The organism is Salinibaculum salinum, from assembly GCF_037645885.1.
In the GTDB taxonomy this organism is placed as follows: domain Archaea; phylum Halobacteriota; class Halobacteria; order Halobacteriales; family Haloarculaceae; genus Salinibaculum; species Salinibaculum salinum.
Genome location: NZ_JBBENW010000007.1, coordinates 1 through 25730, shown reverse-complemented (window position 1 = coordinate 25730; position 25730 = coordinate 1). Strand labels below are relative to the sequence as shown.

General features: G+C 64.3%; 22 protein-coding genes and 1 tRNA gene. 9 read left to right on the top strand and 14 right to left on the bottom strand.

Annotation, left to right across the window (positions count from 1 at the left end; genetic code table 11):
- Window positions 1–22: 22 nt before the first annotated feature.
- From WDJ60_RS08605 to WDJ60_RS08575, 7 genes are read right to left on the bottom strand one after another with little or no spacing between them, the layout of a single operon-like run.
- Window positions 23–553, bottom strand: a complete 531-nt coding sequence (locus WDJ60_RS08605; RefSeq protein ID WP_340099961.1) for a DUF7261 family protein — start codon at window positions 551–553, stop codon at window positions 23–25.
- A complete protein-coding gene (locus tag WDJ60_RS08600) occupies window positions 550–954 on the bottom strand; it encodes a DUF7262 family protein (protein ID WP_340099960.1) in 405 nt (134 codons plus the stop codon). Before WDJ60_RS08600 ends, WDJ60_RS08605 begins: the two co-directional genes overlap by 4 nt.
- Window positions 947–1618: a DUF7263 family protein gene (locus WDJ60_RS08595; RefSeq protein ID WP_340099959.1), complete on the bottom strand. Its 672-nt coding sequence runs from the start codon at window positions 1616–1618 to the stop codon at window positions 947–949. Before WDJ60_RS08595 ends, WDJ60_RS08600 begins: the two co-directional genes overlap by 8 nt.
- Window positions 1615–2064, bottom strand: a complete 450-nt coding sequence (locus WDJ60_RS08590) for a DUF7266 family protein (protein WP_340099958.1) — start codon at window positions 2062–2064, stop codon at window positions 1615–1617. Before WDJ60_RS08590 ends, WDJ60_RS08595 begins: the two co-directional genes overlap by 4 nt.
- Window positions 2057–2773, bottom strand: coding sequence for a DUF7289 family protein (locus tag WDJ60_RS08585; protein ID WP_340099957.1), 717 nt, complete (start codon window positions 2771–2773; stop codon window positions 2057–2059). The genes WDJ60_RS08590 and WDJ60_RS08585 overlap by 8 nt, the downstream gene beginning before the upstream one ends.
- On the bottom strand, window positions 2770–4665 hold the full coding sequence (locus WDJ60_RS08580) for a type II secretion system F family protein (protein ID WP_340099956.1): 1896 nt from the start codon (window positions 4663–4665) through the stop codon (window positions 2770–2772). Before WDJ60_RS08580 ends, WDJ60_RS08585 begins: the two co-directional genes overlap by 4 nt.
- The gene (locus WDJ60_RS08575) at window positions 4649–6955 is read right to left on the bottom strand and encodes a type II/IV secretion system ATPase subunit (protein WP_340099955.1); all 2307 of its coding nucleotides are present in this window, start codon (window positions 6953–6955) and stop codon (window positions 4649–4651) included. The genes WDJ60_RS08580 and WDJ60_RS08575 overlap by 17 nt, the downstream gene beginning before the upstream one ends.
- A gap of 138 nt (window positions 6956–7093) precedes the next feature.
- On the opposite strand from WDJ60_RS08575, the gene WDJ60_RS08570 reads away from it, so the two are divergent.
- The 6 genes from WDJ60_RS08570 to WDJ60_RS08545 all read left to right on the top strand — a co-directional run bounded on the left by WDJ60_RS08570 (window position 7094) and on the right by WDJ60_RS08545 (window position 13055).
- Window positions 7094–7444: a TRAM domain-containing protein gene (locus tag WDJ60_RS08570; RefSeq protein ID WP_340099954.1), complete on the top strand. Its 351-nt coding sequence runs from the start codon at window positions 7094–7096 to the stop codon at window positions 7442–7444.
- A 64-nt stretch (window positions 7445–7508) separates the two neighbouring features.
- Complete coding sequence (locus WDJ60_RS08565) at window positions 7509–9509, top strand: hydantoinase/oxoprolinase family protein (protein ID WP_340099953.1); 2001 nt, start codon at window positions 7509–7511, stop codon at window positions 9507–9509.
- Window positions 9506–11086 (top strand): hydantoinase B/oxoprolinase family protein, encoded by a 1581-nt coding sequence (locus WDJ60_RS08560; RefSeq protein WP_340099952.1) that lies wholly within the window; start codon window positions 9506–9508, stop codon window positions 11084–11086. The genes WDJ60_RS08565 and WDJ60_RS08560 overlap by 4 nt, the downstream gene beginning before the upstream one ends.
- Window positions 11087–11137: 51 nt before the next feature.
- The gene (locus WDJ60_RS08555) at window positions 11138–12055 is read left to right on the top strand and encodes an SDR family oxidoreductase (protein ID WP_340099951.1); all 918 of its coding nucleotides are present in this window, start codon (window positions 11138–11140) and stop codon (window positions 12053–12055) included.
- The gene (locus tag WDJ60_RS08550) at window positions 12052–12783 is read left to right on the top strand and encodes an acetoacetate decarboxylase family protein (protein ID WP_340099950.1); all 732 of its coding nucleotides are present in this window, start codon (window positions 12052–12054) and stop codon (window positions 12781–12783) included. The genes WDJ60_RS08555 and WDJ60_RS08550 overlap by 4 nt, the downstream gene beginning before the upstream one ends.
- A 187-nt stretch (window positions 12784–12970) precedes the next feature.
- Window positions 12971–13055: transfer RNA gene (locus WDJ60_RS08545), tRNA-Ser, on the top strand.
- 89 nt (window positions 13056–13144) lie between these two features.
- Here the strand turns inward: WDJ60_RS08545 and WDJ60_RS08540 are convergent.
- The 5 genes from WDJ60_RS08540 to WDJ60_RS08520 all read right to left on the bottom strand — a co-directional run bounded on the left by WDJ60_RS08540 (window position 13145) and on the right by WDJ60_RS08520 (window position 19873).
- The gene (locus WDJ60_RS08540; protein WP_340099949.1) at window positions 13145–15022 is read right to left on the bottom strand and encodes a DUF2070 family protein; all 1878 of its coding nucleotides are present in this window, start codon (window positions 15020–15022) and stop codon (window positions 13145–13147) included.
- A gap of 126 nt (window positions 15023–15148) precedes the next feature.
- Complete coding sequence (locus WDJ60_RS08535; RefSeq protein WP_340099948.1) at window positions 15149–15700, bottom strand: GMP synthase subunit A; 552 nt, start codon at window positions 15698–15700, stop codon at window positions 15149–15151.
- 78 nt (window positions 15701–15778) lie between these two features.
- Entirely contained in the window at window positions 15779–17395 is a 1617-nt protein-coding gene (gene ggt / locus WDJ60_RS08530) for a gamma-glutamyltransferase (RefSeq protein ID WP_340099947.1), read from the bottom strand.
- A 40-nt stretch (window positions 17396–17435) separates the two neighbouring features.
- The gene (locus tag WDJ60_RS08525; RefSeq protein ID WP_340099946.1) at window positions 17436–17990 is read right to left on the bottom strand and encodes a DUF7097 family protein; all 555 of its coding nucleotides are present in this window, start codon (window positions 17988–17990) and stop codon (window positions 17436–17438) included.
- Between the two features lie 59 nt (window positions 17991–18049).
- Window positions 18050–19873, bottom strand: coding sequence for a PAS domain S-box protein (locus tag WDJ60_RS08520; protein WP_340099945.1), 1824 nt, complete (start codon window positions 19871–19873; stop codon window positions 18050–18052).
- 310 nt (window positions 19874–20183) lie between these two features.
- Here WDJ60_RS08520 and WDJ60_RS08515 point away from each other — a divergent pair, with 310 nt between their 5' ends.
- The 3 genes from WDJ60_RS08515 to WDJ60_RS08505 all read left to right on the top strand — a co-directional run bounded on the left by WDJ60_RS08515 (window position 20184) and on the right by WDJ60_RS08505 (window position 23949).
- On the top strand, window positions 20184–21854 hold the full coding sequence (locus tag WDJ60_RS08515) for a methyl-accepting chemotaxis protein (protein ID WP_417750450.1): 1671 nt from the start codon (window positions 20184–20186) through the stop codon (window positions 21852–21854).
- 55 nt (window positions 21855–21909) lie between these two features.
- Window positions 21910–22329: a DUF192 domain-containing protein gene (locus WDJ60_RS08510; RefSeq protein WP_340099943.1), complete on the top strand. Its 420-nt coding sequence runs from the start codon at window positions 21910–21912 to the stop codon at window positions 22327–22329.
- Between the two features lie 81 nt (window positions 22330–22410).
- Window positions 22411–23949 carry a (R)-citramalate synthase gene (locus WDJ60_RS08505; RefSeq protein ID WP_340099941.1) on the top strand — a complete coding sequence of 513 codons (1539 nt, stop codon included), beginning with the start codon at window positions 22411–22413 and terminating at the stop codon, window positions 23947–23949.
- Window positions 23950–24243: 294 nt separating this feature from the next.
- Here the strand turns inward: WDJ60_RS08505 and WDJ60_RS08500 are convergent, their stop codons facing one another.
- The gene (locus WDJ60_RS08500) at window positions 24244–24921 is read right to left on the bottom strand and encodes an HAD family hydrolase (RefSeq protein ID WP_340099939.1); all 678 of its coding nucleotides are present in this window, start codon (window positions 24919–24921) and stop codon (window positions 24244–24246) included.
- Complete coding sequence (locus WDJ60_RS08495) at window positions 24921–25397, bottom strand: bifunctional nuclease family protein (RefSeq protein ID WP_340099938.1); 477 nt, start codon at window positions 25395–25397, stop codon at window positions 24921–24923. Before WDJ60_RS08495 ends, WDJ60_RS08500 begins: the two co-directional genes overlap by 1 nt.
- Between the last annotated feature and the right edge of the window lie 333 nt (window positions 25398–25730).

Below are 25730 nucleotides of genomic sequence, written 5' to 3'. Positions count from 1 at the left end.
GTTCCCACGTGCGTATCAGTTGTCAGCTTCCGGCCGAAGACGCTGTGACCACCGTTGAGACTTGAGCCGTGCTGTCCGGCGTTGTGACGTATACGTCGACAGCGATGGCGAGGACGTGCGTCCGGCCATCGCGTTCCTGTATCACGACCGCGCGGTCAGTCCGACACGGGCCGAAGTCTCGGTCCGGTCCACGCGGACAGTGCTCGTCTTCCCACACCTGCGCACGCGAGTCGTTGTAGGTCACCTCGACTGCGGTTCCGTCAGCGAGTCTGGCGGTCGACAGCGAATCGACGGTCGGTCTGAGGCGGTCCCGGAGCGCCGTCACTGCGTCCGACCGGTCGCGCCAGCCGTGTCGGGCTGGAATATCACTGCTGGCCGAAATCAGCGACTGGTGGAGCGTTCGCTCGACGGCTGGAACTGTGTCGTCCTCGACTGTCGCGGTCTGGACGTCCGCGTGGTATCCGAGCTGGAGATAAGCCAGTGCCATCGGAACCAGTGCAATCGCAATCGCTGCGGCAGCGAGTACCACCAACTGCCCACGTTCTCGGCTCATGCGTACCACACCCTGAGTGTCACTGGCCCGTGTCGTGTCGTCGTACCTGCAACGCCAGCAGCGACATCATCGGGAAGTGACTGCCCTGCAGTCCCGTACGGCGTCTCGATGCGGAACATCACGTTGTCGGGGAGAATTCGGTCGAGTCGGTCGACCAGCGACCTCTTTTCACGCTCGAATGATCCCCTGTCAGAGACGATTTCCGAGAGGCGGGTCGTCTCGCCGTGGGCAGGGTCCTCAGTTGCGAGAACAGTCAGTGCGTCGTCGGCGTACGCGTCGAGTTGTGCCGGGTGTGCAGTTGGGCCAGAGACACCGAGTGCGAACGTAAACGTCACGCCAAGCAGCAGGAGGACACCAATTGCGGCTTCGACTGCAGTGAGCGATGCCTGTGCTCTACCCATCGACGGTCACCCCCAGACGTACTTTCCGTGTCTCGACAGGATAGTACGTGAGAGATATCGACCCGCTCGAAAGAGATTTATTACTCTCGAAGGAAATTTCAGCATTTTCCAGTCTGGAAACGCTGACAGTGAAGTTTCCTCGGAGGCCCGATTCGTTGTGCAGGACGACTTGGTCACCGACCCTGATAGTCGACACTGTGGTATTTGCCGACGGATGAATCGAGAGTTGGATGCGGCCAGTTCGACGCGGAAGAGTGACGCTGTTTCCGGCGGCAAAGGACGGTGTGAGTGTTCGATTTCGTCGTTCTTCGACGACTACGAGACGTTCTATCGACGAGGTGCTGTCAACGTCTCCAGTTTCGACGATCGTTTCACCGGCGAGATTTATCCTCGCATCCGCATCGGCTGCCAGACCGTACTGCGTGCGAAGGGTGGACTGATTGAGGGTCGCAACTGCGGACTCCTCGAGAACGTTCGCTCGAACAGCGAGCGGACCGTCGGTACTGACCAAGCGGTCCGAGAGAGCAACCGTAGCCTGCCTGTCGAGTGCAGAGCGCTCCGACGAGACGACCGCGTTGTCTGCGACAGCGACACCGAGCACTGTGACGGCAGTGAGGACGAGGAAGGCAAGCCCCAGTGCTGGCAGCGAGAGTTGTGCTCTCATCGCTCGCCCTCCTGAAGCGTAACAGTCCGGTTCGACGATGGCCCAGTGGTGCGGATAACAAGTCGGTCGCCGCTGTCCCACGTACTGTTTGCCGCGGTGACGTTCGACGGGAGGGCGAGTTGAGTCCGAGCATCGAGCGCGTCGTCTGGGTGATCGAGTACCAGCGTTCCGTTCGCAAGTCGGATCTGGTACTGCTGGTCGCGAATCGTCGCAGGAAGCGCGACCTCGGTTCGAACATCGGCGCTACCGGCAGTCGTCGGCTGGGCTCGTTCGACGTGGCCGGCAGCCGTCGCCAGCACTCGCTCGCCGAGTTCGTCACCGGTTGCGGCCCGGTAGTCGGGAACGATTCCCCCGACGAGCAGTCCGGTGATGCTCGCGATGTACAGCACTGCCAGGCCCGAGGCGAGTAGCTTTCCGACGACCGGACTGACCGCACGGTTATCCATGGGCGACCTCCAGCGAGAGGTTGTGGGTGACGAGATAGCCACGCCGCGTCCCGTCGTAGGTGGCGACCGTCGATTCGATGCCATCACCGTCGATGTCCCGACGGACTGTCGACGCGTTCTGCCCGGCGAAATACTCCTCGAACGCCTCGTGTGCAGTCGTCTCGATTGCGACTTCGTAGCGGCCCTGTCCCAGGTCGCGTCGGTCGTGGGAGACGTTCGTCCGGAGGCGAACAGTCGACCCGCCTGACCCCGACACTGCCGTGTTGTCTGCACCGAGGACTGGTGCGCCGACGACGAGCACCTCGTTTCGGTCGGACGCGGTTATCGGTGGTTCCGACATCAGCCATTCGCCGCCGTTCTCACCCCTGATGATAGCACCAGCGACGAATGCGACACGCCGCTCGCCCGCCGAGAAGACGAGTGCGCCGACGCTCCGTTCGGCGACGAGCGTGTCGTTCCGATAGATTCGAAGGTCACGCTCGACAGTTCGGAGCGAGCCGTCGGCAAACTGAACCGTATCGATGTGTGGTCCAGTCCGCTCGACTGGCTGAAGTGCAGTATCCATCTCGTCGGCGATGCGGGTCGCATCAGCGTGCGCCGTCTGGGCGTCAATCACCTCGCCGACGCCGACAGTGAGCGCACCGAGTGCGAGCACAGAGATACCGAGCATGAGCGCAACACCAACGACGTGTGACTGGGCACGACTCATGTCAATCCCAACCCCACAAAGACGACGTAAGTCAGTCCAACCAGGAGACCCGAGTGAAGCAGTGCCTCGTACTTGCCGCGGCTCGCGGTGCCCGCGAACCAGCCACAGGCGACGACGGTGGCCTGGGTCACGAGATAGAACCGTTCGCGGTCACGCGCCGGATCGACTGCGTTCGGGTCTAGCCCGATGCCGGCATTGGTGTTCGACACCGTCGAGAGCTGTGCGAACCCATCGAGCACCGCGGCGTTGACCGCGACGACGATGCCGACGACGAGCAGCGCCGTCGTCCAGCCGACGGCGGCGTAGACGAGCAAACGAGAGCGGAGCGCCTTCCGCTCGTGATAGAGCCGACCAATTTCGGTTTCGAGCGTCTCGAAGACGTCCTCGGTGTCGCTACCGGCTTCGAGTGCACCAACGACCAGTCCGACGGTCTGAGAGGCGAGCGGTGTCCCGACGCGCTCGACGAAGCGGTCCAGCGCTGCGGCTCGAACGTCCGCGTCGTCGTCGACGCCGGTCGTCAAGCCGAGATTGAACGCGAGGTCCTCCACGTCGGGCTGGAGCGCACCGAGATCGACTTCGCGTGCGACTCGGTCGACGGCATCCGGAAACGGCCGTCCGAGGCTGACGTGACCCGAGACGGCGTGGACGAAGTCCCGAATCTCGCGATCCTTGGCGTCGTCGTGTGCAGCCCGGCGGACGGCGACGAGACCGACCGGAATCCCGTAGCCAGCGTAACTCAGGAGGGCGACGTTCACCGGCGTGTAGTCGAGTGTCCACAGGCCGCCAGCGAACAGCAGCGCCGGAAGGGCGAACACCCGCGCAGCGCTCGCGGGATTCGTCCTCGCAGTTCCGAGGACGCCGCGAACCGTGGGTGGCGACTCGTAGCTCGGCGTCGCGTGATCCGTCGGTCGGAGAGAGGAGACAACCGACGACGCTCCGATCCCGACCGCCAGCACGAAGACGATACTCCCGTAGACCAGCAACGCACGGAGCGTGACCGGGCCCAGCGGCGTCCGGACTGGTTCGGAGAGTCCCGGTGCGAGAACGCTCGCGACGGTGAGGATCAGCACCGCCAGCGCCGGAAAGACGAGCAACACGACGAACAGTTCGGCGACGAGTTCGAGATAGCCACCAGCCCGTTCGCGGACACGGGCCTGCTTCTGAGAGAGCAGTCGCCCCTCCATCTTCAGATACCCTTCGAGGGAATCGCTCCCCTGCGCGGCGTGTTCGCGGAACTTCAGGATGAACGGCGAGAGGAGGTCACGGGAGGGTGTGTCGCGAGCGACCATCGACAGTCCCTCGTCGAGACTGCCCGTCAGCGTCGCCTTGTTCAGCGCGGCGCGGAACGAGTCGGCGGTCGCACCGTACGCGTCCTGGTCTGCCACCCGCCGAAGTATCGTCCGCTGGTCGTTGCTCCCCGATGCGAGGACGCGGAGATAGCGGACAGCACCCGGTAGTGTTCGCTCGATTTCCTCGCGGCGCATCGCGGCCGAGCGACGGAGATAGAGACCACCAAGTCGGACGACAGCACCTCTGACGAGCGCCGCGACGACAGTTGCGGCGACGAGTGCCACGTAGAAACGCGGAATCGGCGGCACGGAGACCCGGTTCAGAACCGGGAGTCCGTTCGAGAGGAATTCAAGGATTGCTCCAACTAGCGACGACGGGACAAAGACCACGGTAGCGACAGTAATGACAGCACTCGTGAGTGCGCTCGCCCACGCGAGGCCGTAGATGCGCGCGAGATACACGTCGAAGCTGGTTGCGAGTCCCGCAGCGCGGTAGCTGTGCCGGTCTCGCTCGTGTGCCCCCGAGTCAGCGTGGCGGGAGAACAGCGCGTACAACCCCCGGTCCAGCGGACCGAGTCGAGCGGTGTCAGTTTCCGCCGACATCCCCACTCCCCCGTCCCTGTGGTGTGTGCCGCCGCTCTCCCGTCTGCCGTCTGTGCAGGCGCTCGACGGTCGCCGCCTCGTCTGTTTCGAGATCCGCGAGCAGGTCGAAGAACGTCTCGAAGTCGTCGACCGACTCGCGGACGAAGTATTCGACGTAACGGTGTTTGCGGTGGAACTCTGCCTCGACAGCGTCGACCTGTCGGTCAGTCATCGCCGCAACACGCTCGAATGTGTGCAGCTGACAGGCCGTCGCTGTCTCGGTGTTGGCGGCGTGTTCACTGCTGGTCTGTCCCGCTTCGTCGTCGAGTTCGGGGTGCTCGTAGGCGAACCCGAAGTCGCCGTCCGGTTCCCGCCAGGCGACGGTGTTCCAGTAGACGGCAGTCCCCTGTTTGCGGACGACGCCACACCGGTCGTCGCGGTCGAGTTCACGGAACGACTCCTCATCGAGTAGTTCGATAACCTCTCCGACGTAGCGTTCCCCATCGACGTGCTGTGGAAAGACGACGAGGTCGAGTTCCCGCAAGAGATACGGCGGCAGCCCCTGCTCGACGATACGGTTGACCAGGCTCTCGATATCCTCGGCGTGAGTTGTACCGATCAGTCCATGGCCGGTGTTGAGTGACTCCGCAAACGTTTCGAACGACGCGGTGGTGTTCACCTCGGCGATGACCTCTACGTCGGGATTCAGATAATTCGCCTCTGTCATCAGGTCGGCCATGGTGACGCGCTTGTGCTCGCTCTCGTGGTCGCGCGTCGTCAGCGAGACGCCAGTTTCGTGGGGAAGACGAACTTCTCGGCTCCCCTCGTCGATACTGATCGGACGGTCTCGGAACGGAACGAAAGGCATGTGGGCATTCATCAGCGTCGTCTTGCCAACCCCCGTCGGGCCGGAGAAGAGAACGACGCCGTGGTGTTCGTACACCAGCCAGAGCAGGGCGACCAGTTCCGTCGAGATGCTGTCGTCGCGGACGAGGTCGGTCGGCGTCAGCGCATCCGAGGACTGTTTTCGTATCGAAATGTGTGGCCCGTCTTCGCTGACCGTCGGGAGGGCTACTGCACACCGGATAGTCTCGTCGATACCATCCGGTCGGAGATTGACTTTGGCACTTGGCGTCGATGCGTTGAGTTCGGTACCGTCGGCGGCCGCCAGTTGCGTGACGACGTTGACGAACGGGCGTTCAGATTCAAAGACGAGATTCGTCGGCACTCGCTGGTCGTGTCCGGTATCAGTTCGTGGGACGACCTTGATGCGCTCGCCGACGCGGTTCGCTTCGATGTCTTCCAGCATCGGGTCCCGAATCGGGACGGTCAGTTTGCCGTAGCCGACATAATCTCGAAGGACGTAGTAGACCAAATCGGAGAGTCGGTCGTCGGTGTAGCGGCGGTCGACCGGCGGGAGCGCGAGGTCGTACTCGGCGAGTGCCGAGCGGACCTGCGTTCGGACCGTATCGAACCACGCACGCGTGTTCCGACCGTGGAGACGTCTCGCGAGCAGTTCCTCGGCGCGCTCTCGAACGAAGGTTGTCTCGTCGTCGATTATACCGTCGACGGTCGTCTCCCAGAGTCGTTCTTTGGCCTCCGCGATGAGTTCGTCGTCGCCGGGCAACAGGTCCGGTTCGCGGACGGCGTACTTCGTCGTGAACGGGTCGTTTCCCAGGAGATTCTCCCGGTAGAGGACGACCGGAATCGAAAAGTCGTGGAACGGGACGGTATGCCGTTCGATGCGCTCGCTGGCGAATCGATCGATGTACTGCGGGTCCGCCGGGAGATCGGTGACCGCCGGGGCGTAGTCGCTGGTGTGAATGACGATCCCCTCGTCGTCGGTGTCCGCGACTTCGATAGCATCGTCGAGGGCGTACGGCGTCAGATCGTCGAGGCAAGCCAGCGCGGCAAGCGCGTGGTACGTGACCCGCCGGCGGCCAGCGTGTGAGCACTCGACGAGACGGTCGATAACCCGCTCGTGTTTCGGGTCGAACCCGTCGACCATCCGTTCGACGGCGCCCTCTCGCGTGCGCGGCCGTTCGAGGTGCGCGTCCGCGAAGTACTCCTCGATGCGTTCGAGCGCCGCCCTGTTGTCCGCAGTTAGCGGCGGTTCTCGCACCTCGTAGGCAAAATCCGGACCGTGGTCTGAGATGGTGACGACCACACCGGGATGGACCTCTGACTGGTCTCGCACGTCGGGTGCGTACCACGCCTCCGGGTCGTCGGGTGGCAGCGGCGGTGGAACGGATCCCCTGTCTGACGATACCCCCACGTCTGTGGCTGCGAGCTCTAACGTCACCTCACCCATAGCCAGGGGTGGTTACCGCTTCCGACTTAAAGTTCAGTGAAACAAACCGAAAGAATATATCAGTGTCAGGTTCACTCGAGAACCTGCCGAGACTCTCCAATATGGAAGTTTCTTGCATATCCCCCACGAGAAAACGGTATGAACGAACTGTTGGTCGCTGCTGGTGGTGGGACACTGGTCGGGATTCTGGCAATCGTGGCTCTCCTCCGGCGACGGGGGTCATCGGACCGCGCGGCGTCAAAGCGAGCACACGAACAGGCACAGGAGCGAGAGCCACCGGTCGAACTGGGGGAGACCTACGAGTTCGGCATCACCGATTTCACCGACCACCACTCCGGTGAGCGCGTCGCAGTTGGGAAAGTAGAGGGGTTCGTCCTCTTCACCGAAGACGTACCGAGCTCGGTCACTGAAGGGGACGTGATTCGCGCGAAGGTGCTGTCGTTCAACACGGGCAAAACGTCAGCGGACGCGAGTTACGAGGGGAGGTGATCGCACGGCCGGGCGCGCACGGAAAATCGCTATCGTTTATCCCGCCGCCAGCCGTGTCGTCGGTATGAACCGGAGCGTCCGCCTCGCCGTCGACGTCGGTGGGACCTTCACCGACATCGTCCTCATCACCGAGGACGGCGTGACGACGGCCAAGGTTCCGACAACCGAATCAGACCAGAGCGACGGCGTCCTGGCCGGCATCGAAACCGCCTGCGAGGACGCGGGCGTCGACCCGAGCGACGTCGACCAGTTTCGCCACGCGATGACCGTCGCCACGAACGCACTCCTCGAAGAGGATGGTGCGCGAACCGCACTCGTGACGACCGCGGGTTTCGGTGACGTCCTCAAAATCGGTCGCCAGGACCGCCCGGACCTCTACGACCACTCGGCTCGCAAACCCGACCCGCTCGTTCCGGCAGCGCGGCGGTTCGAAGTCGACGAGCGCGCACTGCCGGACCGAATCGAGCAGGGAGTTTCGTCCGAGACCCTCGAAGAAATCGTCGACGTTGTCGAGCAGTCAGACGCCGAAAGCGTCGCCATCTCGTTTCTGCACGCGTACGCACACCCGGAGAACGAGCGCGAGGTTGCCGAGCGGTTGCGCGAGCAGACAGACGTCCCGGTCGCCGCGTCTCACGAGACGCTGGCGGCGTTTCGCGAGTACGAGCGGACGGCGACGACCGTCGCCGACGCCTACGTGCGACCGGTCATCGACCGGTATCTCGGCCGATTCGAAGGGAAGGCAACCGAGCGCGGACTCCCGTCACCGCGCGTGATGCAGTCCAACGGCGGCATCGCAGACGCGGCGACGGTCCGCACCAACGCGGTGACGACAGCACTCTCCGGTCCGGCGGCAGGCGTGGTCGGCGCGTCACTGTTCGATCCGGAAACCCACGACGGAATCATTACGTTCGACATGGGCGGCACCTCCAGCGACGTGAGTCTGGTGCGGGACGGGATGGTCGAAGAGACGACTGAGGCGGACGTCGGCGACCACCCGGTCAGGGTGCCGATGGTCGACATCGAGACGGTGGGAGCAGGCGGCGGGTCAGTCGCCTGGGTCGATGCCGGGGGTGCACTCCGGGTCGGCCCCCGTTCTGCCGGTGCAGAACCGGGACCGGCCTGCTACGGCAGAGGTGGAACGGAGCCGACGGTGACCGACGCGAACCTGGCGCTGGGGTATCTCGGGACAGATACCGAACTGGGTGATGGCCTTACACTCGACGAGACAGCAGCACGAAACGCACTCGAAGAGATCACAGACGGTGCGGAGTTAGGAGCGATTACGGACGTGGCCCGCGGTATCTATCGGGTTGCGAACGCGACGATGGCACGAACTATCCGACGCGTCACGGTCGAACGGGGACACGACCCACGAGAGTTCGCGCTCATCGCCTTCGGCGGTGCCGGGCCGATGCACGCTGTTGCGCTCGCAGACCGACTCGATATCGGAACGGTCGTCGTGCCACGAGCGAACGGCGTCCTCTCGGCGCTCGGTCTGCTCGCCGCCGACGAACGCCACGACGAAATCCAGACCCATCGAGCAGCGTTGGCAGACGTAGACATTTCAACTATCGAAGACAGGTACACAGCAATGACAGAGACGGTCCTGGCCGAAACAAGCTCGCCCGACGAAGCGACTATCGGCCGCGGCGCAGACCTCCGGTACGCCGGCCAGAGCCACGAACTCACAGTCTCGGTTCCCGACCCGTTCGACGCGGAGACGGTCGCCGACCGATTCGGGCGGGTCCACGAACAGACGCGCGGCTACCGCCTCGACGACGAACCGATAGAACTGATAAACCTTCGCGTGACCTCGACGATCGAGGGAACGCCACCGGATATTTCCCACGAAGGTTCTATTGATGCACAGACCGGAACACGCGAGGCGCACTTCGATGGAGTGTGCCGAGAGACGGCAATCTACGACCGAGACCGACTCAGTCCGGGGACTGACGTCGCTGGGCCGGTGATTTTCGAGGGGGGCGAGAGTACCGTCGTCCTGCCGCCCGACTGGCGAGCCAGCGTCGACGAACGGGGAACGCTCACGATGGAGGCAACGCGATGACGGGAACCGAGAGCGATCCGCGTGACGACATCGACGCAGTCAAACTGGAGATTCTCCGCAACCAGCTAGAGAGCGTCGCCGAGGAGATGGGCGAAGTGTTGATTCGCGGTGCGTACTCGCCGAACATCACCGAGCGCCGGGACTGCTCGACGGCGCTGTTCGACGATTCGGGCCGGATGGTCGCCCAGGCCGAACACATTCCCGTCCACCTCGGTGCGATGCCACAGGCCGTCGACGCCGTCCTCGAAAAGAAGCCACAGCCCGGCGACGTGTGGCTCCTGAACGACCCCTTCCAGGGCGGCACGCACCTTCCGGACGTGACGCTCGTCTCCCCAATTACTCACGAAGGAATTATTATCGGATACGCCGTCTCACGCGCTCACCACGCCGATGTGGGTGGGTCGGCCCCCGGAAGTATGCCAGCCGGTGCAACGGAGATACAACAGGAAGGGATTCGTGTGCCTCCCATCGCGCTCGTTCGCGGTGGAGAACTCGACACCGCAGTCGAGGAGTTGTTCCTGGCGAACGTGCGCAATCCCGGCGAGCGACGGGCGGACTTGCGCGCGCAGGTGGCCGCCAACGAGCGCGGTGCCGAGCGCGTCGGCGAACTGCTCGCCGACCACGGCGACAGACTGCTCGCAGCGTTCGACGCCGTCATCGACTACTCGCGCGAGCGAGTCGAGCGTGAACTGGACTCGCTTCCGAACGGGACGTACTCGGCGAGTGACGTGCTGGAGGGGGACGGCGTGACCGAAGCGGACATCCCTATCGAGGTGTCGGTCACCGTCGACGGCGGGCACCTCGACGTCGATTTTTCCGGGACAGCGCCACAGGTGTCGGGGAACGTCAACGCGCCACTGGCGGTGGCGACCAGTGCGGTGTACTTCGTCGTCCGGTCGGTGACAGACCCGACAATACCACCCAATCACGGCTGTTACGAGCCAGTGTCCGTGCACGCGCCTGCGGGAACGGTACTGAATCCGGACCCACCGGCCGCAGTCGCCGGCGGAAACGTCGAGACGAGTCAGCGCGTGACCGACGTGGTCTTCGCCGCACTCGCCGAGGCCGCGCCCGACCGCGTCCCGGCACAGGGACAGGGAACCATGAACAACCTCATCATCGGAAATCGGGAGTTCGCGTACTATGAGACTATCGGTGGCGGGGCCGGAGCTAACCCCGACAGCGACGGCCTCTCGGGCGTACAGGTCGGGATGACGAACACGCTCAACACACCGATCGAGGCGCTCGAAGCCGAGTACCCCCTTCGCGTCGAACGCTACGAACTGCGCGACGGGAGCGGTGGAGACGGGTGCTATCGGGGAGGGGACGGTCTCGTTCGGTCGCTAACTGTCGAGGCAGACGCGACCGTCTCGCTGTTGACCGAACGCCGCCGGCACGCACCCCGGGGGTTCGATGGAGGTGAGGACGGCCATCGTGGTCGAAACAGTATCGGCGGCGAGGAAGTACCCTCGAAGGTAACGCAAGACGTGACTGCCGGGACGACAGTTACGGTCGAGACACCGGGCGGTGGAGGTCACGGGCTGAGAGACAGCCAGGACAAGCAGTTCGACGAGTGACCGTCAGGTACTACCCAACTCCGGACGACGCTCCGAGAAGTGACTGCCGCTATGGCAGACAGAACCGACACCAAAATTCGGACTGGAGCAGAGTCGAGTGATGAGACTGACCGAGAGGAACAGGTCGTTCTGGTAACGGGCGCCGCATCGGGCATCGGCGCGGCAGTGGCCCGAGGGTGTGCTGACCGGGACTGGCAGGTGTACGCCACCGATATCGACTCGTCGTTTCCCGACGACGTGAGCGAGCGCTGTCGCTGCCGTCGACTTGACGTGACCGACGCCGAGCAGTGCCAGCGCGTCGTCGACGACATTCTCGCCGAGACCCGTCGGATCGACGCGCTCGTGAACAACGCCGGCTACGCCGTTCTGGGTCCGGTCGAAGATGTCGACCCAACTGCGGCGCGCCGCCAGTTCGACGTGCTCGTCCACGGCGTCGCCACACTTTGCCGGGCCGTCCTGCCCTCGATGCGCGCGGCCGGAACGGGTCGTATCGTCAACGTCTCCAGCGTGCTCGGTCATTCGGCGTATCCCGGGATGGGGACGTACTGTGCCGGGAAAGCGGCACTGGAAGCGTTGACCGATTCGCTCCGGATGGAGTTGCACGGAACTGGCGTCGACGCGGTGCTCGTCGAACCGGCGTGGGTCGACACCGACTTCGCGGAGACGGCACGGACAGAACTCGGCGAGGACCGAACCGCCGACTACGACGGGACCTACGCCGCGCTGGAAGACGGGTGGATGCTCGACGGCGGCCCACTCGCGACCGACCCCGAGACGGTTTCGGCAGCCGTCGTCGGCGCGCTGACCGCGCCGTCACCGAAGGCACGCTATCCGGTCGGTCGCTTCGCCCGGTTCGTTCGCTGGGCTCACTTTCTGCCGGCTGGGATACAGGATCCGATCCGCCGGGTGATGGGTCGGGCAAGTGTCACCGTCCGACGTGTGAGCGAGTTCGTGACCGGAGAACGATGAGAGACGGTCACAACGCCGAGCGAACGGTCGAACTGTCGAGCGGTCACGAAGTAACGCTGCCACTCTCGACGACGGCAACGATGGTCGGCGGCGTCTTCACCGCGTCTGTCGACGCCGCACGGCCGATGCTCCCAGACGGACTTGCACCCATCAGGCTGACACCAGCACGGACGGCGGTGCTCTTGCTCAGCGTGGAGTATCACCGGATCGACCGGAACCAGCTGTCCCCCTACAACGAGTTCGGCGTCTTCCTGCCGGCGGTGCCCGGAACTGGAACCGCAACGCCCCTGTCAGCAATCGGTGGCGACCTGGGTGGGTACACCTGGCAACTTCCGGTGACGACCGAACCGGCGCGAGCGCTCGGTGAACCCTGGCAGTATCCCAAGACCGTCGGCGACATCGCGTTCGACGACGAGGGCAGACACCGTCGAACGACCGTCACCGTCGACGGCCAGCGCGTGCTCACGTTCGACGCGCGGCGACCGCGAACGGTGCCGGTCGGCCTCTCCATGCGAAGTTACACCGACGGGGATGGAACAGTCCGGAACGTTCCCGCTCGTGTCGACGGCCGAGGCGGCGCGGCGCTCGGCTGTGGTCGACCCGCACTGGACCTGGGTAAGCACCCATGGGCCGACCAGCTCCGCGTGCTCGGTGTCGGGCCCCAGGCACTCGGATTCGTTTCCTTCGAGGGACAGTTTCGTATCGATCCACCAGCGCGTCTCCGCTGAAATCACGCGCACTCGGAGGCAAGTGCAGACTGGTCGGAGAGTCGGTCGAACTCCGCCCGCACCCACGACGGAATCTCGGGGTCGGCCGTCTCGAAGAGAACGTCGGGCATTCCTCCTTCGTGGTTGCCGGCAGAACCAGCACTCGAATCGAAACGGCTAACAATAACCAGCAGGAACCCAGAGATGAGCCGAGGTAGCCTAGCCTGGCCAAGGCGGTTGCCTCGAAAGCAACTGTCCTCACGGACTCAGGAGTTCAAATCTCCTCCTCGGCGCTTCTACGGTCAAGCAACGTGAGATCGTTGAGCGGCGCACAGGTGATTTGAATCAGAGAGTAGAGCGAATCGAGAGCGGCAGTACCGACTCACCACGGCCCGCCGGAGACGAGTGCGAAAATGAGGATACTCACAGAGAGGACAGCGGTGACGAAGACGATGGCGAGGGCCCCGCCCATCGAGACCATCGCGTTGGCGTGGCTGGCGAGCGTCTCCGTGCGGTCGTTGCCGAAGACGGTCACTTCTGCAGTCTCGGTTGCCATCCCGGCCTCGACGGGTTCGATGTCCGCGACGGCGTCGTCGACCAGCCCGGCGATACACTCGACGAGTTCGGCCTCCGGGAGTGTCTGGCCGACCTGGTTTTCGGCCTCGACGGTGTTGACGATGTGCGTGTCGCTGGTCATCACCTCGACGAGGTCGACACCGTCGATGGCCTCGACGATGCGCTCGCGCAGGCCCGGTTCCATGTTGTTCCCGTCGACGAGCACGTAGGCCGTCCGGTGGCCGTCGCTCTCGACGACAGCCACGCGAATCCCCAGCGGGCCGATGCCGTCTTCCGGGCCCCACGGCGTCTCGTCGTGAGCGATGCCGAGGCCGACGGGATGTTGGTCTGCGCGAGTGAGGCGCTCGCCGAGGCGACCAGCCCCGGCCATGAGATCGAACGAACGCTGGCTCCCGGGGACGATATGTCCGAGGTCGTCTCCGTCGAGTCCGTCGTTGCAGTTGTGCGCGTCGACGAGGAGGACGTTCTCGAGGCCGCTGGTCCGGGCCTCGGCAGCGGCGGAGAGGCCGACGGCGTACGCCACGTCGTCGGCGAAGGTCGGGGCGAAGGTGTTGACAGCGAGAGCGTCCTCGCCAAAGGCGTGGCCGGTCAGCGTCGCGTCACCTTCGGACGTGCGCACACCCGCACTCGCGGTATCGGTGTACTCGATGTGCTGGTAGGCGCGCTCGGCAGTCTCACAGATGGTGTCGACCTCTCGCTCGGTGACGAGGTTGAAATCGTGGCCGGCAGTCGCGTGCGGAGCGAAAGCCATCCCGTCCGCGTTCTCGGCGATACGGACCGGGAGGTTGCCGCCGCCGATTTCACCCATCGGCCCCGGGTGAATCATCGGGAGGACAAAGCGGGCTTTCTCCTCGCCACCAGACCGGCGAAAGGAGAGAACGGTGACCGGGACGATAGCCTCCTCGCCGATGTCCTCGAAGAACGTTTCGAGTTCGCGAGACCCCTCGGCGACGTGACCGATGAACCCCCGCGTGAAATCGAGGACGGAGACGCCGAGGCTGGAGCGCCACGGACGGTCGATGGCTGTCAGAAACGCCCACACTGCAACGGCGTGGACGACACAGATGACCGCGAGCATGACGAAGTCGAACGGGTAGATGCTGTTCTGGAGTTCGATGGGTGCCTGCTCGGGACGGGCCAGTACCGTCTGAACGAGTGGCCCTCCGCCGACTTCGAAGTAATGCAGCGACCCGCTGTAGACGAACAGCATGACTGCGGCGGCGACGGTCTGGACGCTCGCGGGGACGACAGCCTGCAGTGGCGACTGGCGGGAGACGGCAACGAGAACCAGCAGCCGAAGCGCGAAGATAGCGGCGAGCGCAATAAGTAGCGCGTCGAGGACGAACTGCTGGGTGAGTCCGAGACCGACGGAGAGAATCTCGGCTGCGAGCAAGATCCCGACCACGAGTAACTCACAGGCGAGCGCGAGCAGGGCTGACGAGTCGCGAGTGAGTTGCCCGCCGAGTGCGCGGTCGAGAGACGGCGTCAGTACGCCCGCGACGACGGTCGGGACGCCAACGAAGAACACCCCTCGCCAGGCGTCGTCGAGCGGGAACGCCGAGTCGAATGCCAGCCAGCCGATGATGGCCGCCAGTACGAGCGACACCGCGACGCTCGCGTACCAGTCCGGTGTTCGGAAAATGAACCGCGACAGACCGGCGAGGTTGCCCTGCGTCTCGGTCATTACTCCGTTACGGGAGCAGAACGATGTTAAAGGTATCTTCTGAATGAGCCGCCTGCCATCGGACGACAAGGTACCGGTCGGGGTGGAACAATAGCACACCCAAATCGGGTCTGGTCAGCGGTAGCGTCAGTCTTCACAGCGGGCCAGGAAGTTCTCGAAGACTTCCTCACCCTCTTCGGTGTGAGCAACTTCGGGATGCCACTGAACGCCGTAGAGGTCGCGGTCGGTATCGCTCATCGCTTCGATGTTGCACACGTCGCTCTTTGCAGTGCGCTCGAACCCGGACGGAACTTCTTTGACTTCGTCGGCGTGGCTGGCCCAGACGCGCGTCTCAGGTGCGAGCGAGCCGACGAGCGGGTCGGTGTCGTCCGTGATTTCGACGGTCACGTCGGCGTAGCCACCGTACTCGCCCGACCCGACGCGGCCGCCGAGTTCGTCGGCGATGATCTGCATCCCGAGACAGATGCCGAAAACCGGAATATCGAGGGCGAGATACTCCGGACAGTTGCCGATGCGGTCGATACTTGGGCCACCTGAGAGGACGAGACCGTCAGCGTCGATATCCTCCGGTGGCGTATCGTTGTCAACGATTTCGACATCCACGCCCATGTCCCGGAGCGCGCGCTGCTCCAGATGGGTGAACTGACCGTGGTTGTCGATGACGTCGATGCGAGTCATTGCCGACGCGTATGCGAGGGTGGCGTATATGCTCCCCGGAACTGGCTCGGGCCGGCGGCGACGCAGCGACCACCAGCGTCAGTACGGCGCGACGTGGCCGTCCTTCCGGGGTTCGGTTCCAGCAGAGAGCGTCCCGTCTTGCCAGCGTGCAATCTGTGCGCCGCCGAACTGACTCGGTGGTTCGACACGCACGTCGTGGCCTCGCCGTGCGAGTTTCGAGGCGACGCCATCGGGCAGACGCTCCTCGACGGCGAGCGTTCCGTCCTCGCGGTAGCGCCAGCGCGGCGCGTCGAGGGCGGCCTGCAACCCCATATCGTAGTCGACGACGTTCGCGAGTACCTGGACGTGGCCCTGTGGTTGCATGTAGCCACCCATGACGCCGAAGGCTGCCCAGTCATCGGCATCGAATCTGGCGAGAGCCGGGACGAGCGTGTGGAAGGGTCGCTTGCCGGGTTCGAGTCGGTTCGGGTGGTCGTCGTCGAGTGAGAACGAGGCGCCTCGGTTCTGGAGTGCAATCCCGGTGTCACCGGCCACGAGTCCGCTTCCGAAACCCATGAATCGGGAGTTGATGTAGGAGACGACGTTACCCGCGCTGTCGGCGACAGTCAGCAAGACAGTGTCTGCGTCCTCCCCAGTTGCGTCGGGCGCCCCGACCGCGACATCGGACAGCGGTTCTGCACCGATGACAGACGCGCGCTCGTGTGCGTAGGATTTCTCGTGCAGCGGCGGCACAGCCTCGAACTCTGGGTCGGTGACGTGGTAGTGGCCGTCGTGGAAGGCGAGTTTCATCGCCTCGGCGAAGGCGTGGACCCGGTCGGGGGAGTCGTAGGGGTGGTCGCCAGCGCCGATTTCGGCGGCGATGTTGAGCGCCTCCAGCGCAATCTGGCCCTGGTTGTTCGGGCCGAGTTCGAACACCTCGACGCCGCCGTAGGACGTCGACAGCGGGTCGGGCCACTCCACCTCGAAGTCCGCGAGGTCGTCGGTGGTCATGAATCCGCCCTGTTCCTGTATCTCTGCGGCGATGGCCTCAGCAATCTCGCCCTCGTAGACCACGTCGGCACCCTCGTCAGCAATGCGCTGGAGGCTGGCACCGAGGTTCGGCAGACGGACAGTCTGGCCGACGCGGGGGGATGCGCCGTCGAAGAGATACGCCTCGCGTGCGTGGTCGTCGGTAAAGAGGTCCTCGGCGTGTTCCCACTGTGCGGCCACTACCTCGGTGACCGGGTATCCCTCGGTCGCATAGCGGATAGCCGGTTGCAGTACGTCGGCGAGCGTGCGCCGACCGAGTTCTTCGACGGTCGCCTCCCAGCCCCGAGCGGTGCCGGGGACGGTCACCGCGTGGGGGCCGTACTCGGGTATCTCGGCGTCTTCGGGGTCGGTGTCGGGACCCGCAACTGCGTTGCGAACGCGCTCGCGTGTCGCACCGGCGGGTGCGTGGCCGCACGAGCGCATCGCGCCCACGTCGCCGTCGGCGGTGCGGTAGCAGGCGAACACGTCACCACCGAGTCCGGTGCTCGTCGGTTCGACGACGTTCAGTGCGGCTGCAGTCGCGACGGCGGCATCGAAGGCATTCCCGCCGTCACGAAGTATCTCTTTGCCGGCTTCGGCGGCGAGTGGCTGGCTGGTCGCGACGATACCTTCCGGGGCGTACACCGTCGGGCGGCGCGAATCGAAGCGGTCGAGGTCTGGTTCCATGCGCTCGTCTTCGACGCCCGGAGCCAAAATAGTGCGTCCGTCAACCGTCGTCGTAGCGCTCACGAGCGGACGAGAACCCCAGTTCGTCCTGCTCTCGCGTCCGCCGTCCCTCCCGTTCGGCGATGGCCTCGGGGTCGGGGTTGGCGTCGTCGTCGATGCGCGCCCACGAGTCGTGGACCTTGGCGTGACACCACCGACAGAGATACACCGTAATCTCGTGACTGGGGTGTCCCTCACCGACACTCGACCCGACGGCATACGAGAGGTGGTGTTCCTCCAGCAGCGGGCGGTCGTCGTCGTGAGCCAGCCGGATTTCTTCGAGCCCACAGCGGACACACTCACGGTCGTGCGTTCGACATCGGAAGTGCGGACAGTCGGTCCACGCCCACGGCCCAGTCAGACCTTCCTCGTCGGTCTTGCCGGCGACGGGACAGCGAAACCCCTCCTGGCTGCGCTCGTCGGCGAAGGTAGGGTCGCGCTCGCCCTGCTCAACCGCATATCGGCAACGACCGTCGTCAGTGAGGTGGTCACAGCGGTCGACGTAGTCGTAGGGGTCGTCGACGCCCACCGACGTTCCAGCGTCGGTCTTCTCCATACGACAGAATAGGGCAAGGCCACCTTCAGTCCGACGCTCGTCGGCCGCGGACTGCCGAGTCAGGACAATCGATGTCGTGGCTGTGAGTGATCGGGATGGTCTGCCCGGGGGAGTGTGAACGTGACCACGGCTCCCCCGTCGTCGCCGTTTGTAATCGCCACGTCGCCGCCGAGGCTGGTGACGATCCACTGCATGACCCAGAGTCCGAGTCCGCTTCCGTGGTGGAGGTCGGACTCCTCACCGGCTTCGAGAACCTGCCGCTCGTGGTCGGGAATGCCGGGGCCGTCGTCCGAAACAGTGATAGCGACCCGGTCGTCGGACCGCGGTGTGGCCTCGAGTCTGACTGTCGAGTCTGATTCGCAGTGTTCGACGGCGTTGTCGACAGCCTCTTCGACGGCCGCTTCGAGCGTGTGATTGCCGACAATCCACAGGTCGTCTGGCGCGTTGACAGTGACAGTCGCGTCCGCGTCGCAAGACGTATCGCGAACAGTCGTGAGCAGGGTATGAGCGTCGAGGGTCGTGGTCCGGTCGCTGGCGATAGCGTGCTCGACAGTCCGGGCTTTCTCGACGGCCGAGCGGAGGTCCCCGGCACGCGACGTGATGGTCTCGACGAGCATCTGGACATCAGTGTCGTCACACTGCTCACCGATGCGGCGGGCGTTGCCATCGACAACAGTCATCGCGTTGCGGACGTTGTGGCGAAGGACTCGATTGAGTACTTCGAGACGCTGACTGTCGCGTTTTCGTTCGGTCACGTCGCGCTCGATTGCGACGTAGTGGGTCACTTCGCCGTCGTCTTCGACGGGCGCAATCGTGAGTTCGACGTCGAACAGTTCCCCGTTCGCCCGCCGGTTCGTTATCTCCGACTGGAAGACCTCGCCGTCGATAATCGTGTTCCAGAGTTCGCGGTAGAACGACTCGCCGTGTTCGCCGGATTTGAGCAGCCGAGGTGTCCGTCCCAGGACGGCCGTGCGTTCGTAGCCGAACATCTCGGTGAACGCATCGTTGACGTATTCGATAGTCCCGTCGTCGTCAGTGATGAGGACTGCATCGTCGGCCTGTTCGATGGCCCGACTGAGCAGTTTCAGCTCCCGCTGTTTTGCCTTGCGTTCGGTGATGTCCGTGAGCGCGATGATGTGTTCGTCGATCGTCTCCTGCTGTCCGACCGGCGACGACCAGAGACTGACCTCGACGAGTCCACCATCTTTCCGCAGGCGTTCGGTCTCGACACCGGAGAGCGTCTCACCGTCGTTGACCCGACGGAGGTGGTCGGCGAACTCTGCCTGCTTGTACTCGGGGACGAGCGGATAGTACTCGCCGATCACCTCCTCGCGCTTCCAGCCGAACACCTCCGTGGCGGCCCGGCTCCAATCGGTGACGATTCCGTCGCTGTCGAGGGCGATAATGGCAACCGGCGAGGCCTCGATGAGCGCTCGCAGTCGTGTCGAGGTCCGTTCGTAGCTCTCGTGCCGACGGATGCGGCGGACATCGTATAACCCGGTCAGAAAGCCGCCGATGGTTCCGACGCCGGCGACCCAGCTCGTCACGATCAGCGGGTGTGCGAGCGTGACGCCGTGAGTATGTTGGTAGAAGACGACGACAGTGGCGAGCAACGTTATCGGAATCGCCCCGGCGAGCGCCCAGAGGACGACCCGGTGAACCTCGTCGGCATCGAACGACGAGCCGACCAGCCAGCCACTGCCGAGAATGAGCGGGATACAGACGACGGCGAGAACACCGACGCCGACCAGAGCACCGGAAGACGGTTCGGACTGTGACGGGAGGTGGGGGGCAGTCACGAGCAGAATGAGCGAACTGACTATCGCGGGAACGACAGCGCTTGGCTTGCGTCTGAGTCGTGAGACGGTCGTCGCTCGATTCATTCGTTGGTGGTTGAACGGATGAGATGGTGTCGGGCGTGGTGGGGTGGGATGGGTTGGTGTGGGGTTGCTGCTGGGAGCGGATCGAGATCGTACCGACCGCCGCCCGACAACTGTGACGGCAGCGGAAGCGGACGTTGGAGACCGCTTCCACGTGAGAAATACACGGATTTGTATTTAAATGGGGTCTAGCGTTCCCAGTATATAAAAAAAGAGGGCCGTGTTATTTAGGGGAACGGCTATGTTTTCAGATATGTCAGCGCGAATCGCACACAGAATACGGGACAGATACGAATCGCTGCTGTGGCAGTCGATGGACGCGTTCGGTATCAACGAATCCATCGAGCGGAAAGTCGTCGCCGCGGTCGCCATCCAGTTTCTCGTCTCTCTCGCACAGGTCGTCCTGCCGTTCGTCGTCTCTGGACTGCTCTGGTACGCGCTCGCCGGTGCGCTCTTTCTCGCAGCAATCACCGCGTTCGTCAACACGCTCCTGATCGTGCGCCGTGATTTCGTCGACCCGATACAGCGACTCGAAGCGCGTGCACACGACATCGCAGCCGGCGAAGTAGAGACGGATATCGAGCGCTCGGACCAGCCGGACGAAATCGGGAGCCTCACCAACGCCTTCGCCGACATGGGGACGTACCTGACGACTGTCTCCGAGCAGGCGTCGGCGCTCGCCCAGCAGGACTTCGATGACCCCGTACTCGACAAGGAAGTGCCCGGGTCGTTCGGAGAGTCGCTGAAGCTGATGGCCGCGAGTCTCGAAGATTACACGAACGAGCTGCAGACGATGACAGACCAGCTCGAAGCGCGCTCGGCCCGGTTGCAAGACCTCGTCGAGGAGTTCGGCACGGCGGCTCAGCGCGCACAGGACGGCGACCTCACCGCGATGATCGACGACGAGGACGTCGCCACTGACGAGGAGATGTACCGGGAAGTCATCGAGAACTACAACGACCTCGTGGGGACGCTCGCGGGCACTATCGGCGACGTGCAGTCGTTCGCCGACGAGGTGTCCGGTGCCAGCGACGAGGTGGCGACGAGCATGACGGAAGTCGACAACGCGAGCGACGAGGTCGCCCGTTCAGTGCAGGAAATATCCGACGGTGCCGCCGAGCAGACCGAACAACTCCAGGTCGTCGCCGAGGAGATGAACACCCTCTCGGCGACCGTCGAAGAAATCGCGGCTTCCGCCGACGAAGTCGCCCAGACCTCACAGGACGCCGCAGACCGTGGCCGCTCCGGCCGTGAAGCCGCCAGAGAGGCTATCGGGGAACTCGACGAACTCGAAGCCGGCATCGACGAGACGGCGACAGCAGTCGAGGAACTGGTCGACCAGATCGGCGAAATCGACGAAATCGTCTCCTTCATCAACGACATCGCAGAGGAGACGAACATGCTGGCGCTGAACGCCTCCATCGAAGCCGCACGCGCCGGTGGCGGTGCCGACGGCACCGGTGACGGATTCGCCGTCGTCGCAGACGAAATCAAGGGACTGGCCGAGGAGACCCGCGAATCCGCCGAGGAAATTTCCGACCGTATCGAGGAGATTCAGGCCGAATCCCGCGAAACAGTCTCGGACGTACAGAAGATGGACCAGCAGGTCAGCGACAGCGTCACAACCATCGAGTCGACGCTGGGTGACTTCGAAGACATCGTCGACGTCGTCGACAACGTCAACGCCACCGTCCAGGAGATCAGCAACGCGACCGACGAACAGGCCCAAACCACCCAGGACGTCGTCCAGATGGTCGACGAGGTGGCCTCTATCAGCGAGGAGACGACCGCAGAGGCCGAGAGCGTCGCCGCCGCCGCCCAGGAACAGACCGCGACCATCTCAGAAGTGACCGCCAACGTCGGCTCGCTGTCCGACCGGTCTAACGACCTCCAGACCCGACTCGCCGCGTTTACTGTTGGCGACGTGGCTGCCGCCGGACCGGCCAGCGATTCCCCGGCACGGGTTGCCCAGCCACAGGACTGACCGAACAGTCGCTCGCTGACACAAACGTTTTTGGCCGACCCCGTGAGGTGCGGATATGCGCGTCGTCCACCGGCAAGACGAGGTTCTCGGCAGCGACGAGACGCCGACCGACCGGACACTGGCCAGCACCGTCGAACTGGCGGACTCGACGCTCTCCCAGGCGAAGGGGCTGATGTTTCGCTCCTCGATTCCCGACGACTTCGCGCTCGTGATGGAAGTCGGGGGGGACGGCGGCCTGTTCTCGCTCACCAGCGGCCCCCCACGTCAGTTCGTCCACATGCTGTTCATGCGTTTTCCCATCGACGTACTGTGGCTTGACGGCGACCGCGTCGTCGAGACCGCTCGACTCTCGCCGTGGACCGGTATCGGCGTCGCCAAGGCCGACCGTATCATCGAACTCCCGGCGGGTGCCGCAGACGGTGTCAACCCGGGTGATACCGTCCGAGTAGAGGGAGTCGACGACCCCGACAAGTGAGCCACGCGGTGGCCGAAAACCAGCAAAGGGCAAACTTATAACGCTCCACGACCGGAGGACACAGTATGGTACACATGACCAGTGATCGATTTATTCGGGGGCCACCCCGAAACTACCCCCCTCTCTGACGCTGGCGACGTACAGTTCCTCGATACCACGCTGCGTGACGGCGAGCAAGCGCCAGGTGTCTCGCTGACGCCCGACGAGAAAGCACGCATCGCGCGCGGTCTCGACGACGCAGCCATCGATGTCATCGAGGCAGGCAGCGCCTGCACCGGGCCGGGCGAGCGCGAGACGATCAGTCGCGTCACCGACCTGGACCTCGATGCGACAGTGACGAGCTTCTGTCGTGGCATCCGGCGCGACATCGACCTCGCGATGGACTGCGACGTGGACGGCATCAACCTCGTCGTCCCCGCGAGTGACAAGCACGTCACCGAGAAGGTCGGCACGACCCACGAGGAGAACGTCCAGACGACCGCCGAACTCGTCGAGTACGCGAAAGACCACGACCTCTGGGTCGAGGTCATCGGCGAGGACGGCTCCCGGGCCGACATCGACTACCTCGAAGAGCTGATGGGTGCCTCGCTCGATGCCGGTGCGGACCGGGTCTGCTATGCCGACACCGTCGGCCACGCGACGCCCGACCGCACGCTCGAAATCGTCTCGACGCTCACAGAGTTGGGACCGACGAGCACCCACACCCACGACGACCTCGGGCTGGCGGTCACGAACGCCCTCGTCTCGGTCGCGGCGGGTGCGGACCTCGTCCACGGCACCATCAACGGCATCGGCGAGCGCGCCGGCAACGTCGCGCTCGAAGAGGTCGCCATCGCGCTCGACCACGGCTACGGCATCGAGACGATGAACCTCACCGAGGTCCACGATCTCGCACAGCTCATCGCCAAGCTCACGGGCATCCCGCTGGCCCCGAACAAGGCTGTCGTCGGTGAGAACGCCTTCACCCACGAGTCGGGTATCCACACCGACGGGACGCTCAAGGACGACGCGATGTACGAGCCGTACCCGCCCGAGAAGGTGGGCCGCGAGCGCCGTCTGGCGCTTGGCAAACACGCCGGCCGCGCCGGTGTAAAAGCGGCTCTCGACGAACACGACTTCGACCTCGACAGCGACCAGATCGACAAGGTCGTCGAGCGCGTCAAGACCATCGGCGACCGCGGCAAGCGCGTCACCGACGCCGACCTCCTCACCATCGCCGAGGAGATAGAGGGTCGGGACCGCGAGCGCCGCGTCGAACTGCTCGATCTGACCGCCGTCTCGGGGGTCACGCCGCCGACCGCGAGCGTTCGCCTCTCCGTCGAGGACGAGGAGCGCGAGCAGGCCGCGACCGGCTCCGGGCCGGTCGATGCCGCGATGAACGCCGCCGAGGCTGCGCTCAGTCACTCCGCGGACGCGTCGCTCGAATCCTACCACGTCGACGCCATCACCGGTGGCACGGACGCCATCGTCACCGTCGAAATCGAGATGTCCCGCGGCGACGACCACGTTACCGTCACGGCGAGTGATTCGGACATCACCCGTGCGTCGGTGGAAGCGATGGTCGACGCGATGGACAGGCTCGTCGCGAAGAGCGACGAGAGCGTGATTGCGGACGACTAGCCACCACTTTTTGTTTCGTCGGGTGTCGCACCGCGCCTTCGGCGCGGGCGCACCCCTCTCTGCTCACGGGCACGCAGTGCCCGTTCGCATGGTACGAGGGAGCTTCGCTCCCTCGCTACTCACAAAAACTTGGGGAAAAGGCTCCTCGCGCTCGGTAGAGCGCTCGGAGGTGCTGTCGTAGATCCTACCGCAACCGCACAGCAGCGGCAGGCCTGCCCTCCCCCGTGGACGCACGGTTCGCAAGTGCGAACACGTGCGCCCGGCCACCGCAAATTACTGCCAGCGCTCAGCAATCTACTGCAGTTTCGGACTCTCGCGCTCCAGAATCTCGACCACCTCGTCCAGCCCAGCCACCTCGTAGTCGGGCGTCAAGTCAAGGGTCTGGTCGGCGTTGTGGTCGCGGCGGAGGAAGGCCACGTCCAGCCCGGCGCGCTGGCCGGCTTCGATATCGCTCTCGCTGTCGCCGACATAGAGCGGATTCCCGACGGCGAGGTCGGCCATTGCTTCCTCCAGGTACGTCGGTCGGGGCTTCTTGCGAGCGAGACTCGACCGCTCGGGCGCGCGAGCGTGGACTGTCCCGAAGTGGTGTGCGAGGTCGTAGTGGTCGAGAACGAATTCCACGATTCGGGCCTGGTTGTTGCTGACGATGCCGGTGGGGAGAGGGAGGTCCGCGAGTGTGTCTACGTCGCCGTACGGTGCCTTCCGGCCAGCCCTCGTCTCGGCGAGCAGTGCATCGCGGACGCCGTCGTCGCGGGCGCGCCAGAGGTCGTCGGGGTCGAGGTTGTAGCGGTCACTCACCGCATCGAGTTCAGCGGGGGAGACGGCAACCGAGAGCGTGTCGACGGCATCGGGGGCAGGGTCGGCAACGCCGGCAGTTTCGAGTGCGTCGTGAGCAGCGGCGGAGAGCGCGGTCCGATCGCCGAGCGTGACGATGACGCCGTCGTGGTCGAGCAAGAGTGCGTCGTAGCTCATCAGAACGGGTCGCCAAATTCGGGGTCGTCATCGACATCCGGGTCATCAGTCTCGAACGCCTCTGGGGGGCGGCCGGCCTCGTCGACAACCTCGTCGGAGACGATGATGGGGCAGTCGACGCGGAGCGCGAGCGCGATGCCATCCGAGGGGCGAGCGTCGAAGACGGCCTGTTTGCGCTCGCCGCCGTGGTACTGCTCGGTGTCAACTTTGGCGTAGAAGGTACCGTCCGCCAGGTCATCGATTCGGATGCGGTCGATGGCCGCACCGAACTCCGCAACCATCTCGACGAAGAGATCGTGGGTCAGCGGCCGTTCGAACGGTTCCCCCTCCAGAGCGAGTTGCATCGACTGCGCCTGGTCGGAGCTGATGAAGATAGGGATGAGTTCCTCGCGGGCCTGTAAGACGACCACCGGCGCGCCGGGGCCCTCGTCGCTGACCCCGACGCCGACGCCCTCGACCGTTGCCTCGTGTTCCATAGTTTGCAGTACGTGCGCCGGGTATGAAAAGACTGCGTGGATAGCGAGGTGCGAGCGAAGCGAGCACCTCGAACATACGAGCGGGGAGCGGGCGGCCGAACGCGGTGAGGCCGCCGAACGCTCGAACGGCATCGCCGTGGGAGCGAAGCGAACGTCTCGAAACAGCACAACCCCATCGACCCACCGTTTAGCCGGTTTAATCCGGACTCAGCTTTGAACGTTGAAGTAGGAGCGTGACGTAGGCGGTAGCGAACACGGATGATGCCGATTACGGACTTCTTGTCGTGCACGCACGTGTTCGACGAGTTTGAGTCGTTGTCATCTGCGCAATGT